Annotated in this window: 12 protein-coding genes and 9 tRNA genes; 3 read left to right on the top strand and 18 right to left on the bottom strand. The window is 29.3% G+C overall.

The genetic code is table 11. The features are described from left to right. Window positions 1–93 precede the first annotated feature (93 nt). From thiI to K8M07_RS08555, 3 genes are read right to left on the bottom strand one after another with little or no spacing between them, the layout of a single operon-like run. On the bottom strand, window positions 94–1260 hold the full coding sequence (gene thiI, locus K8M07_RS08565) for a tRNA uracil 4-sulfurtransferase ThiI (protein ID WP_223377783.1): 1167 nt from the start codon (window positions 1258–1260) through the stop codon (window positions 94–96). Window positions 1261–1265: 5 nt separating this feature from the next. Beyond that, window positions 1266–2423 carry a cysteine desulfurase family protein gene (locus K8M07_RS08560; protein WP_223377781.1) on the bottom strand — a complete coding sequence of 386 codons (1158 nt, stop codon included), beginning with the start codon at window positions 2421–2423 and terminating at the stop codon, window positions 1266–1268. 19 nt (window positions 2424–2442) lie between these two features. Then, window positions 2443–3048, bottom strand: a complete 606-nt coding sequence (locus tag K8M07_RS08555; protein WP_223377779.1) for a lactate utilization protein — start codon at window positions 3046–3048, stop codon at window positions 2443–2445. Window positions 3049–3373: 325 nt separating this feature from the next. On the opposite strand from K8M07_RS08555, the gene K8M07_RS08550 reads away from it, so the two are divergent. Continuing rightward, window positions 3374–4354, top strand: coding sequence for an asparaginase (locus K8M07_RS08550; RefSeq protein WP_223377777.1), 981 nt, complete (start codon window positions 3374–3376; stop codon window positions 4352–4354). Between the two features lie 26 nt (window positions 4355–4380). On the opposite strand, the gene K8M07_RS08545 is transcribed toward K8M07_RS08550, so the two are convergent. Together K8M07_RS08545 and K8M07_RS08540 are read right to left on the bottom strand one after the other, a co-directional pair. Further along, window positions 4381–4569, bottom strand: coding sequence for a hypothetical protein (locus K8M07_RS08545; protein ID WP_223377776.1), 189 nt, complete (start codon window positions 4567–4569; stop codon window positions 4381–4383). 2 nt (window positions 4570–4571) lie between these two features. Continuing rightward, entirely contained in the window at window positions 4572–5648 is a 1077-nt protein-coding gene (locus tag K8M07_RS08540; RefSeq protein WP_223377774.1) for a hypothetical protein, read from the bottom strand. A 147-nt stretch (window positions 5649–5795) separates the two neighbouring features. On the opposite strand from K8M07_RS08540, the gene K8M07_RS08535 reads away from it, so the two are divergent. Beyond that, the gene (locus K8M07_RS08535) at window positions 5796–6863 is read left to right on the top strand and encodes a hypothetical protein (protein ID WP_223377772.1); all 1068 of its coding nucleotides are present in this window, start codon (window positions 5796–5798) and stop codon (window positions 6861–6863) included. A gap of 76 nt (window positions 6864–6939) precedes the next feature. On the opposite strand, the gene K8M07_RS08530 is transcribed toward K8M07_RS08535, so the two are convergent. From K8M07_RS08530 to K8M07_RS08515, 4 genes are all read right to left on the bottom strand, one after another. After that, window positions 6940–7920 (bottom strand): acyl-CoA dehydratase activase, encoded by a 981-nt coding sequence (locus K8M07_RS08530; RefSeq protein WP_223377770.1) that lies wholly within the window; start codon window positions 7918–7920, stop codon window positions 6940–6942. After that, window positions 7913–9004, bottom strand: a complete 1092-nt coding sequence (locus K8M07_RS08525; protein ID WP_223377768.1) for an acyl-CoA dehydratase activase-related protein — start codon at window positions 9002–9004, stop codon at window positions 7913–7915. Before K8M07_RS08525 ends, K8M07_RS08530 begins: the two co-directional genes overlap by 8 nt. Continuing rightward, the gene (locus tag K8M07_RS08520) at window positions 8976–9977 is read right to left on the bottom strand and encodes an acyl-CoA dehydratase activase-related protein (protein ID WP_223377766.1); all 1002 of its coding nucleotides are present in this window, start codon (window positions 9975–9977) and stop codon (window positions 8976–8978) included. The genes K8M07_RS08525 and K8M07_RS08520 overlap by 29 nt, the downstream gene beginning before the upstream one ends. Before the next feature lie 79 nt (window positions 9978–10056). Next, window positions 10057–11520: a hypothetical protein gene (locus K8M07_RS08515; RefSeq protein ID WP_223377757.1), complete on the bottom strand. Its 1464-nt coding sequence runs from the start codon at window positions 11518–11520 to the stop codon at window positions 10057–10059. 108 nt (window positions 11521–11628) lie between these two features. Between K8M07_RS08515 and K8M07_RS08510 the strand changes: the two genes are divergently transcribed. Further along, window positions 11629–12612, top strand: coding sequence for a ribonuclease H-like domain-containing protein (locus K8M07_RS08510; protein ID WP_223377754.1), 984 nt, complete (start codon window positions 11629–11631; stop codon window positions 12610–12612). Window positions 12613–12652: 40 nt separating this feature from the next. Here the strand turns inward: K8M07_RS08510 and K8M07_RS08505 are convergent. The 9 genes from K8M07_RS08505 to K8M07_RS08465 form a co-directional block, all read right to left on the bottom strand. Beyond that, window positions 12653–12729, bottom strand: a tRNA-Ile gene (locus K8M07_RS08505). Between the two features lie 49 nt (window positions 12730–12778). After that, window positions 12779–12855: transfer RNA gene (locus K8M07_RS08500), tRNA-Ile, on the bottom strand. Window positions 12856–12896: 41 nt separating this feature from the next. Continuing rightward, a tRNA-Val gene (locus K8M07_RS08495) sits at window positions 12897–12972 on the bottom strand. A 23-nt stretch (window positions 12973–12995) separates the two neighbouring features. Beyond that, window positions 12996–13071: transfer RNA gene (locus K8M07_RS08490), tRNA-Trp, on the bottom strand. A gap of 30 nt (window positions 13072–13101) precedes the next feature. After that, window positions 13102–13177, bottom strand: a tRNA-Phe gene (locus K8M07_RS08485). Window positions 13178–13180: 3 nt separating this feature from the next. Beyond that, window positions 13181–13257: transfer RNA gene (locus K8M07_RS08480), tRNA-Ile, on the bottom strand. A 6-nt stretch (window positions 13258–13263) separates the two neighbouring features. Further along, a tRNA-Ser gene (locus K8M07_RS08475) sits at window positions 13264–13354 on the bottom strand. Window positions 13355–13366: 12 nt separating this feature from the next. Continuing rightward, window positions 13367–13456: transfer RNA gene (locus K8M07_RS08470), tRNA-Ser, on the bottom strand. Between the two features lie 12 nt (window positions 13457–13468). Continuing rightward, window positions 13469–13544, bottom strand: a tRNA-Lys gene (locus K8M07_RS08465).

Raw genomic sequence — 13544 nt, 5'->3', positions numbered from 1 at the left:
TTATCACTTGTTAAATAATTATCTTATATATAGTTTATCATAATCGACATTAGTATCAATACTAATTGTTAGTATCTGTAAGTAACTTCTGTATTATTCTATATCATATATAATAGAACCATTAATGGCTTTTTCAACAAGTATTTCAACGTCTACATTTTGTTCCGATTTTTCTATATCTTTTAATTTAGGCTTAGTTACAGGATGTTTTGGTAAAAACAACGTGCAGCAATCATCATAAGGTAAGATGGATTGTTCATAAGTTTCAATATCCTTTGCAATATCTATTATTTGAACTTTATCCAATCCTATTAATGGCCTCAATATAGGCATGTTTACTGATGCATTGGTTACAGTTATACCTTTCATAGTCTGGCTTGCTACTTGGCCTAAACTTTCTCCAGTTATAAGAGCATCTATATCATTATCTAGAGCTATTTTTTCTGCAATTTTCATCATAAATCTACGAGATAAAATAGTCATCTCATCTTCTGGACATTTTTTATTTAGTTCTTTTTGAATATCCAAAATATTTATACTATATAATTTCATTTTCCCCGTATATAAAGATAAAGTTTTTGCTAAATTTTTAACCTTTTCTTCCGCTCTCTCGCTGGTAAAAGGATAGCTGTGAAAATGTATTGCACTTATTTCGATTCCTCGCTTAGCCATCAAAAATCCCGCAACAGGACTATCAATTCCTCCTGATAACAATAATAGTCCTTTTCCATTAGTACCTATAGGTAATCCACCATAACCCTTTATCCTTTCAGTATATACGTAAACATTTTGTTTTATATCTATAAATACATACATTTCTGGATTATTTACATCTACTTTTAAGTCTTTTATATTTTTTAATATTACTGCCCCCATCTGTCTTGAGACTTCTGGCGATTTTATTGGAAATTTTTTATCTACTCTATTCGTTTTTACCTTAAAAGTCTTTACTGGATTCCTTAACTGGCTATACTTCATTATATTTATAACAGCGTCTTTTATTTCATCTATATTTTTCGTCACTCTAATACAAGGGCTGATATATACAATTCCAAACACTTTTTTTAATCTACTTATAATCTGTTCAAAACCATTTTCTGATGCTTCTACATATATTTTTCCTTGTTCCTTATATATTTTTTCATAGTATAAATCTTGTAATGCTCTCTTCATTTTTGATATTAACTTATCTTCAAAATATTTTCTGTTTCCCTTCTTTAGTGCTATTTCACCAACACTAATACTAAGAACCTTATCCACTTTAATCACCTCATAGTTATTTGTCTAATATCTTCAACTGAATTTTTTAATATATCTACAGTATAATCAATATCTTCTATAGTATTCTCATGAGAAAAACAAAATCTAATAGCCCCTTCTATTTGTGAATCAGATAAACCTAACTCTACAAGCACATGACTTTTTCCTTTTCCTTTAGATGAACAAGCAGATGTAGTAGAGACAAAAATATCTTTATCTTCTAAATAATGAAGCAGAACCTCTCCTTTAACATATTCAAAGGAAACATTTAATATATACGGTGAAAAGTTATTATTTGAAGGACTGTTAATACGAATATTATCTATTTCCCATTTCAACTTATTTATAAAATATAATTTAATCTCTTTGACTTTCTGTTGTTCTTTATCAAAATCTTTTTTCATAATTTCAACAGCTTTTCCTAATCCCATTATTCCTGGTACATTTTCAGTACCAGAACGCAATCCCATTTCTTGATTCCCTCCAAATATCATAGGATTAAGCTTTAATTCTTTATTTAAATATAAAACACCTATTCCCTTAGGTCCATGTATCTTGTGTCCACTAATTGAGAAAGTGTCAATATCCCATTTTTTGATATCAAGATTGATTTTCCCAAATGCCTGAACCCCATCTACATGTATCAACGCATTTGATTTTTTTTCTCTTAGGATATCCTTAATCTTCCAAGTTGGTTGTATACTTCCTATTTCATTATTTACTTGCATTATTGACACCAAAATAGTATCATCCCTTATACTATTATATAATTCATCTAATGAAATGAGACCGTTGTTATCTACCTTTAAATAAGTAATATCATATCCTTTAGCTTCATAGCTTTTCATCACATTTAATATAGAAGAATGTTCAATTCTAGTTGTTATTATATGTTTACCAAATCTATTATATTTCTCTATTATACTTTGCATAGCAAAATTATTACTTTCAGTTCCTCCTGATGTAAAATAAATTTCATCTTTATTAACTCTTAAAAAATTTGCTATTTCTTGTCTAACTTTATTTATGCTTTTTTCTGCATTCATTCCTAATCTATGTAAAGATGAAGGATTTCCATATTCCTCTCTCAATGCATATATCATTTCTTTAATAACTTCTTCTCTTGGCTTAGTAGTTGAACAATTATCCAAGTATATCTCCAAAGTATCACCTCATCTAATTTTAGTATCCTAAATCTTCATCAATTATAAAAACATTGATCTCTGTTCCAGATGGATTTTTATGAATTATAACTTCCACATTGCATATCCTTTCAGGCGAATCACAATCATTGCATTTACCAGTAAATCTGCATGGTGTATCTGTGTTTAATCTCTTAGTATTCATCGGTGCTGCTACATTTTTAATTCTTTCTCTTGCTTGATCATAGTCTTTACATATTTTATTCCTTCCTACAACTACATATACTCTTTTATGCCCATAAAGTAAAGAGGAAACTCTATTTCCTGTTCCATCCATATTAATCAATTTTCCATCTAGAGTTAAGGCATTTGTACTTGTTAGATATATATCAGCATTAAGAGCTTTTTGCAATTCAGCTTTTTTATCTTCCACTTTCCAGTGCCAATATACTTTATTTCCTCTATTTTTTAAATCTTCATATAAACCTAATTCCTCTAATGTCATCGATCCACCAAATGCTACAGATTCATTAATACTAATTGATTTCATTAATGCCTCTTTGGTTTCTAATACATTCTTAAAAGTCTTCACTTTAAATCCATTCTGTTTTAAACTATTATTTGATAATAAAATTTTATTATCCATCTTTAACCCCCCATTTTTTCTTATATTTACATACTCATTATATAGTATTTATATTTCTTATTAAAGAAAAAATTTATAGTGAAAAAATTAATTTAAAAAAATTTGTAAAAAAGTGTTGCATAATTTGTCGTAATTTGCTATACTTTATAAGTGGTTATCCCCCTGGTAACCTCAAATAAGATCTCTATTCCCAATACCCCTTTTGAACGGTTTATTTACATCCGTTATGGGTGGAAAGGCTCCTTTTGGAGCCTTTTTTCTTTTTTATGATATCCTCACTTATTTATGATAAAATATAACTATTATAGATATAAGGAGGATTTTTATGCTTAATAATAAAGTTGCTATTATATTTACCGGTGGAACCATTTCAATGAAAATAGACCCAAGAATCAATGCCGCTATACCAGCTCTCTCATCTGAGGAGATAATGGCAATGGTAACAAATATTGAAAAGTTTACCAATATTGAAATTATAAACTTCTCCAATCTTCCTAGCCCACATATTACTCCAGAAATAATGATGGATTTATCATCACTTGTAAAAAAAACTGTTGACAGACATGATATTACAGGCGTAGTAATTACTCATGGTACTGATACTCTTGAGGAAACAGCTTATCTTTTAGATTTAACTATTGATTCGAAAAAACCAATAGTTGTAGTAGGAGCCATGAGAAACAGTTCTGAACTTGGTTATGATGGCTCCAGTAATTTATCTGCAGCTATTTGTACTGCTATTTCTAAAAATGCCCAAAATAAGGGAGTTCTCGTGGTAATGAATAATGAAGTAAACTCAGCTGCAGAAGTAACAAAAACTAATACCCTATCTTTAAATACCTTTAAATCTCCGGAACTTGGACCTTTAGGAATAGTCGATAATGATGAAGTAATCTTTTATAGAGATATTTTACAAAAACAATATATAAATACAGAAACAATCGAAACAAAAGTAGCTTTAGTAAAGTGTGGCCCTGGTATTGGATCAGATATATTTGATTTTTATATTAATAATGGATATAAAGGTATTGTGATTGAAGCACTCGGAAGGGGAAATGTACCTCCTACTATGGTAAAAGGTATTAAAAAGGCTATAGACGAAAATATCCCAGTTGTTATGGTATCAAGATGTCCAACTGGTAGAGTATTGGATACCTATGGATATGAAGGCGGAGGGAAACATCTTAAGAATCTAAATGTCATATTTGCTAATAATATTCCAGGTCAAAAAGCCAGAATTAAACTGATGTTGATATTAAGCATAACAAATAATATAAATACTATTAAAAATTATTTCAAAAATTAGATAGATGTTACATATGTAACATCTATCTAATTTTTGTTTCTCCTATAAAATCCCCGTGCCCGTCTATTCAAAAATTCTTCTATAACATCAACTCTTTGTATTAATTGTTCTAATTCTTCTTTATGCTCTATTTCTTCTAAGGTTCTTATTCTTTCTTCTAATTTGTCTAACAAATTAAATATACTTTCAATTTGAATTCTAATATCCTCATTCAAATTTAAATCTTGGGTAGATTCTTGAGAAACTTCATTTGATTCTTTTTTTTTACAGGTATTTCAGAAACATCATCTATTTCTCCAAATCCGACAAATCTTATGCCTTGACTAAGCTTTCCAAAAGAATAATTTAATATTGTATTACTCTTATTTTGTACTTTATAATATTTATACCTTACAATCTCATTTCCCTTTGATTCATTCCATAGATAAATGGGACTCCATATATTACCTATGTCATCACTGTACCTACTTATTACATTATCATATTCCATCCATACTATCCATAGCTTTTCTCCATAATATATAATAGTAGGATATTGTGGATTTTCTGGATTAGATATTGTATCTTCCACTTCTTTTACCATAAAACCATTGCTATAGTCAAATCTTTCATACCTTACCACTAAATTTCCTTCTTCATATTGACAGTAAGTTAGATGGATCTTATTATCTTTATATATAAAATCTAGATATAACTTGTCTTCTTCAGTACTCGTTAACTTAACCTTTTCTCCCCATTCCTTCTTTTCTAAATCAAAAATTCTAATATAAATTTGTTCATGTTCTATAACATCATAATAAGCTAATAGCAAATCATTTCCAATATTAAATATGCTAATCGAATTTAAAACCTGATTAACAGTAATTTCATCTATTATATTTGTTATCCAACCATCTTTACAAGGATAGTGATGATATAATCTATATTTTTTCTCCTTTTGTGATAATAAGATAAAATAAAAAATATGGGGTTCCCCATTATATATGTATATATTTAAATAGTATACTTCTGGTATAGGATTTCGAGTTAATTTTATATGTTCTACTTCTCTATCGTTTATTAGTGTTAAAATAAGATCTAATTCAGAATTTTGATAAACTAAATATATTACATCATCTTCATCAATTGATACATCAAATTCTGAATTAACTTCTGTACTTATAACTTCTTCATCATAAATCTGTATCCTATTATCAAAATGATACCTTATTATTTTATAATCAAGTAATCTAAACAAATCTATATTGTCAATTGAATCAGAAATTAAAGATAACTTATCCTTATAATATGTCAATATAATCACCACCTATAGATACTTCTCTTAAAATATATTAATAACTACTTAAAAATATTCCAATTTTAATTTGTAACACCATTATCAATTTGTGAATATAATATGAGTGAGACAAGGAATAAATACTATTAAAAAGGAGGAAAAAAGATGAATCCAAACTTTGAATCTGAAACTATAAATTTAGAACTAGATGATAGATGTTGTAAAGGTACTACTGGATGTGAATGGGATGGAACCTTAAGAGATGTAAGGACTGAACCAATATTCACCCAGAAAGTATATGATGCTATTTTAGTTAATTTACAAGCTTTAAGCACTGTAGATAATGTTAGATTTAAACCAAACTTAGGCGAAAATGCATCAATTGTTAAAATCAAAGATATAAGATGTAGAAAGTTTTTCAATCCAAAAAATATAAATGATCGTCGTAACTTAAAGGCAGATCCTAAAACAATGCTTTCTGGCGGTGACTTTGTAAAAGATGAAAAAGGAAAACCAGTAGAAGTTGTAGGTCCTGATGGATTTAAGTCACAAAAACTTATATTTACAGATACAAGTGAATGCGATGAAGAAGGAAAAGGTACTCCAGTTTTTGGTACTCAAAAAATAGAAGTAGAAGGAAATGTTATAGTTGAGATAGATGCAGTAGTAGAAAACTCAGGTCGTAGAAGAAGAAATGTAACATTGAAGGCAAATATTCCTATTAAACCAGTAGAATTAACTAATTTCTTTGAACTATGTGTACCTTCCGTTTTTGATTCTGCTTTCTTACCAAGATTTGCTGAATTCTGTAATGTAACTTGTGAAGCAAGACTAGCAACAAATAACATTAGAAGAGATATAAAAATTGATGATGATCATAAGATTAAAGAAAATGTAAATATTGAATATGAAAAAGATAGAGATAAGGACAAAGATAGAGACAGAGATAGAGATAGAGACAGAGATAGAGACAGAGATAGAGGCGAAGTGCGAGCTGATCTAATAATAGCAATATGTATAGCATGTGAAAAGAAAATCATAGTACCAGTTCAACTATGTGTATTGTCTACAGGATTCCCAGAGTTATCTCCAGTAGCGTCTCCAATTTGTAGCGAATTCCCAACTCTATTTCCTAGACAAATAGATGAAGAAGATCGAAGACGTAGAAAATCAAGACGGAATAGAAAGATGGAAAATGAATTAGACACAGATGACAATATTAAAGATGATTAAATATTAATTAGTAAAAAGATAGGTGTTCCAAATACCTATCTTTTTATAATTAATTCTACACTTATGATCTTTATGATTATGCTAGTTTTATATCTTTGTTTTTTATTGAATTTGCCCATTTACCACATTTATCTCCATATCGTGCTAATACCTTATTATCATCTCTTATTTCTATTACTTCACATCTATTAGGACAGCCATTGCATTCAAAACTATTTACTTTATAATCTACATTATGCACAGAAATTCCTTTAAAGTTAGTGGAACCTTTCTTTTTAACTTCTTTCTCTGCAAGCATTGCTGCTCCAATGGCTCCCATAACGTCATAATTATCCGGCACATATATATCTTCTCCTAGCACTTCAATAAAGGCTCTCTTGATTCCTGCATTAGCTGCTACTCCACCTTGAAATAAAATAGGTCCTAATATCTCTTTTCCTTTTCCAACGTTATTCAAATAATTTCTTACAAGTGCATCACATAATCCTCTTGCAATATCAGATTGATTATGTCCCAACTGTTGCTTATGTATCATATCAGATTCAGCAAACACTGCACATCTTCCAGCAATTCTTACAGAATTCTTTGATTTAAGGGCTAATTCTCCAAAATCATTTATGTCTATACCTAATCTTATTGCCTGCCTATCTAAAAATGATCCAGTTCCAGCTGCACATACAGTATTCATAGCAAAATCCACTACTATTCCATCTCTAAGAATTATAATTTTTGAATCCTGTCCTCCAATTTCAATTATAGTTCTAACATCCGGAAGAAAATTCAATCCAGCGACAGCATGAGCAGTAATCTCATTTTTTACTATATCTGCTCCCACTATTATACTAGCTAGATATCTACCACTTCCAGTACAACCAACTCCTAATATTTCAACTTCTCCAAATTCCTCTTCAATTTCTCCAATACCTTTTTTCAAAACCTCTATAGGCTTTCCTTGAGTTCTTAAATATTTCTTATAATGAATATTATTGTTTTTATCCATTAATACTATATTGGTACTAACAGAGCCAACATCTACTCCCATATAATATTTATCCATATAAACTCTCCTCTCTCCTTCTCGCAAGTAAGTCTACAAAAGCTTCAAGTCTTGTCATATATCCAGCTTCTCCTGTCATTTCATCTAATATCAATGTCATAATAGGGAATTTTAAATCATCACTGACACTATTCAATATACTTTTAGCAACAATTTCTGGCATACAATTTAATGGTAAGAGTTGAATTACCCCATCAAATCCTCTATTTGCATAGTATATAGCAGATCCCACTGTTTCTCTTCCATGTCCTCCAACTAATGTTTTTAAGTAAGGTCTAGCAAGCTCATGCTTTATATTTTCTAACTTTGAGCCAAATGGGTAACTCTTAATATGATGCTCTACCCATATAGTTGGGGTTAATGATTTCTCTACTAGTACTCCCATATGACCTAATTTTTTTTCTATTTCTAAATTAACAAAAGGCTCTATAACTGTGTATATTTCACCAATTATACCTATTTTAATAGGGGTGAAATTATCTTTAAGTTTCACTTTATTTAAGGATACAATTGTCTCATCCATTAAATCCATCATCTCTTTTTCGCCAAATGTTTGCTCTACTTCCTTTAAATAATTATCTAAAATTAAATCTACTTCATAACTATTAATAGCATAAGCTCTTTTTCTATTGGATAAATCAGTAATATAATCAGCTTTCTTTATTAATTTCCAACCTATTTTTCCAGCTGTAATTACATCTTTTATATTTGTTGCCTTAAATATTTTATATATATTTCCTTTTAAATCCCTTAATCCTTCACCAATTGGATCTAATACAATAAAATCAACATCATATCCTAAATCCATTAATATATTTTTTTCAAGTACAGAATAATATCCATATCTACAAGGACCACAGCTACCAGTTAGTAATATTGTATCTGCACCATTTTCTATGCTTTCGATAAAATTTCCTATCATAATTTTTAAAGGTAAACATATTGTTTCTTGAGAATACTTAGTTCCCATCTCCAAAGTCTTTCTACTAGATATAGGAGGCGGAATTACTTCTTGCCCTAATTCTTCAAAAAAAGCTTTACCTGCAATATATACATTACCCATATGTGGAAATGTTATCTTCATTATTATTCCTCCATTCTAGCATATCTATGAAAGCTTCTATTCTAGTATTAATCCCAGCTTCTCCAGTTTGTTCATCTATTGTAAGTAACGTAAAAGGAATTCTTTTTTCTTTTGCTTTTCTCTCTATAAGATCGATTAATACAGAATCTAACCCACATCCAAAAGCTGAAACATAAATAATTCCATAGATAGATCTTTCTTCTATTAATGAAAAAGCTGCACCAATTATTATTTGTCCATGTGTCCAAAACATTCTTTTGGATAAATCAGAAGCAAAGTTTCTACAAGTTTGTTCTTCAATCATCTCAGTTGTAATGACATCGAACTTACTTTTTTTCAGTTTACTTACTACGTCCATATTAATGTATTGATCATAAATATTATAGGTATGACCCAATAGTAGTATTTTTCTGCCATAATTTTTAGTTTTAATGTTTTTAATAAATGATAAATCATCGTACCGACCTACAACATTTAATGGTATTACTCCAGAAGTTATTATACTATTATATCTATTATATTTCTCATAAGCATCTTTAAACGCAGCATATATTTTTGTTGGTCTTTTTTCGAAATTTTTGCCAATATCTTGGACAATTCTTTTTACATTTTTATCTGACTTTCTTAAGTTTATCTTGGTATCAATAATTTGAGGTAACGTTTTTATACTATGTTTAACCATGTCAGGTAATCCTAAATGTTTAGGACAACAATACTCTCTCTTATATATACTAATGAATTTAGGAATAAAAATATAATCCACTTTATCTTTTAGATAGTCCACATGACCATGAAATACTTTTACAGGCAAACAAGCTTCATCTACACAAGATTTAATTCCTCTATCAAGTATATCTTTATTAGTTTTCGGAGAAATCAATACTTCTACACCTAAATTGTTAAAAAATTCTTGCCATAAAATATGATAATCAAAATATAACATACCTCTCGGTATGCCTAGTTTCACATTCATTATATCCCTCCAATCTCACTAATCTATTATTACCAAAAGGAATCCAAATTATAATCTTATAAAAAAAGAAAGGTGAAAATCACCTTTCCATGTATTTATCTAACCAATCATTTATTTTATTCATAGCAAATACTATGTCTTCAATATTTGTTACCTTTTCATCCAACGAATATTCAATATATGATAAAAATTCTTCTATATTTTTAAATGGTAATTCTATTACAGATAAAAGTCTTCTCATTCTAATCTTTCTTTCCACATTATTCATAGAAGAAATACTTCTATTAATATATTGAATTAAGCTGTCTATTAATTGGTATAAATAGACTTCTTCTACAACCTCACATTCTTCAGAAAATAATAATTCATCCTTAGTAAAGTTCTTATCATTATAATAAGTCAAAACCTTCCCAGTATATATGATTAAATCATTTAAATCATTACTAAAAAATCCTTTTCTGTTAGCTCCCTCTTTAGAGATAGCATCAAAAAACTCCATTTGTTCTAGTAATTTCTTTTCTCCGTTTTTTATTTCAATTTCAAACGTTTTTGTTATTGACTCAAGCAATTCATCTTTCATATCTTCTTCATATTGTTTCCATTTCATAAAACAATCATTTATGTCTATAGTAAAATCAATCCTATTCTTAGTCAAATATAAAACTAACAATCTATTAATTATTATTCCTAAATTACTAATAAATAAATTAATCTCATGCATTTTAATGCTCAAATTAACTATATCCTCATCAATTAAATTTAATTCATCTAAATTTTTATTTTTAAAATTAATGTTTTTAATTCTTTGTACCTTAGTAAAATAATCGTCAAATATAATACCATAATCCCCTATTAACGTACTATCAAATATCATCTTGTATTCTTCAATTTTATTCTTAGCTAAATTTGTCTCGTAATTATTACAATTCCTAACTAGAGTTGTTTTTATTATATCAAAGTATTTATATTTGCTCATTCTAAAAGGTATTATGCTTAATATATTAGATACTAAATTTACAAAAGAATTGTAATCATTTTTACTAATATCTAATACTCTCCTTACTTTATTAATAAAAAAAATGACATCTTTCTTACTTATCTTATGATTTTTAGAATGCTTTTTATTTAATATCTTCATAACATGGTAATCAAGTAATTCTTTCATATATGACAATTCAGTTAAGTATCCAGTCATAGAATTTGATAGGTGATACAATTTTTTTCTAATATGAATCAATAAGTCTATATTGTGTTCTATTTGTTCATCAGATAATTTTTCATGTATCTTTTTAAAAGAATTGATAATTATATCATAGCTCTCAAAAATAATCTCTTTTTCATCTTCAATTTTCAATTGATTTAAAAAATTATCCGTCTTTATTAATTTTGATATTTCTCCAACGCTGCTAAATAAAAAATAGTAAGAGATCTCCTGTATAATCGATAGCTGTTTACTATTTATATTTACAATTTTATTTTCTAATTCTTCATCAGATAGACTGGATATATCTAATTTATCATTTGCCTCGTTCTTCCGTTTCATATATCATATACTCCTTTCAATAGCTTCTTCTATTGCATTATGTTAAAATTGTAATATACTTTTAATATAAATCATTATATCATAATTTAAATAGAGGGAGAATTAATTATGACTGTACATGAATATATAATAAAATCTAAAAATAATATTTATAATTATTTCAAAAAAGATAATATATGCTTCTTAGATATAGAAACCACAGGGCTGAGTCGAAAATATAATAGTATATATCTGATAGGTATATTATATTTCAATTCTAAGAATAATTATTGGTATTTAAAACAATTTTTTGCCGATAAAATTGATGAAGAAAGGGAATTATTAGAAGCATTCAATGAGTTTATTAATGGATTTGATCTTATAGTAACCTACAATGGCAAAAGTTTTGATTTGCCTTTTATCAAATGTAGATTAAGTGAGTTTAATATTAGTAGTAAAATATATAATATTAAAGATTTTGATATCTATAGAGAAATTAAAAGCAACAATTCTTATTTAAATCTTAAAAATTTAAAATTAAAAACAATCGAAGAAAGTTTAAATATTTATAGAAAAGATGAATATTCTGGTAAAGACTGTATAAATTTTTATTATCAATATACAAGGAATAATGATAATACATTAAAAAATAATATCCTTAAGCATAACTATGACGATCTATATTATCTAATATATATATTTAAGATATTTAATGTCTTAAAAGATATTAAAACTACATATATTGATTTCAATGAAAATAAAAAAATAAAATTAGAAATTAAAGACATTAAAATCAATGGTGATATTTTTAGTGTTTTATCCGAAGTCTTGCCTATTACAAATATAAATATGGTTTCATTTCAAAATAATTTCAATATTCGCTGGGAAAATGAAAACCTTATTATTAATCTGGAAGTTAAAAAAGGTCTAATCACCCCTACTAAGAAATGTTTGTTCATAGATACTTCTTATTGGCAGTTTAATAAAAAAATATATGATCTTTCTCAATATATGACACCTGATAATATAATACTACTCAAGGTAGAAGATAAATTTGAAATGAAAAATATTAAGAATATATTAAAAGAATTAATTCTTTTTGTCCGAAAATAAAAACAACAGACTCATATTGAAGTCTGTTGTTTTTATTAGATGGTGGGCCTTCAGGGACTCGAACCCCGGACCTACCGGTTATGAGCCGGGCGCTCTAACCAACTGAGCTAAAGGCCCCAAGTACATGCGCACAATTTTAAATTCTTAATTGTAAATGTTGAATAAGTGGTGGGCCTGGGTGGACTCGAACCACCGACCTCACGCTTATCAGGCGTGCGCTCTAACCACCTGAGCTACAGGCCCAAATTACTTCGCAAAATTTTTAACCCTTCAGGTTGAATTAGTGGTGGGCGCAATAGGGCTCGAACCTATGACCCCCTGCTTGTAAGGCAGATGCTCTCCCAACTGAGCTATGCGCCCAACTTGAAAATATATTATTGCAATGGCAGGGGTGGCAGGACTCGAACCCACGACATTCGGTTTTGGAGACCGACGTTCTACCAACTGAACTACACCCCTTTATTGCTTACAAAAAATTTCAAATGTTGATGGTGCCCAGAGGCGGAATCGAACCACCGACACGAGGATTTTCAGTCCTCTGCTCTACCGACTGAGCTATCTGGGCAAATGGTGGGCCTTCAGGGACTCGAACCCCGGACCTACCGGTTATGAGCCGGGCGCTCTAACCAACTGAGCTAAAGGCCCCAATAATGGCGGAGAAGGAGGGATTTGAACCCTCGCGCCCCGTAAAGGACCTACTCCCTTAGCAGGGGAGCCTCTTCAGCCACTTGAGTACTTCTCCACAAAAACAGAATGGCGGAGAGGGTGGGATTCGAACCCACGTGGGCCAAAGACCCTAACGGTTTTCAAGACCGCCCCGTTATGACCTCTTCGGTACCTCTCCAAAATAAAAAGATGGTGACCCATCGGCGACTCGAACGCCGGACACCCTGATTAAAAGTCAGGTGCTCTACCGCCTGAGCTAATGGGTC

The organism is Schnuerera sp. xch1 (assembly GCF_019931165.1).
Lineage (GTDB): Bacteria > Bacillota > Clostridia > Tissierellales > Tepidimicrobiaceae > JAIOUP01.
Note: the sequence above shows the minus strand (reverse complement) of the source record. Positions and strands in the feature narration are given on the sequence as shown.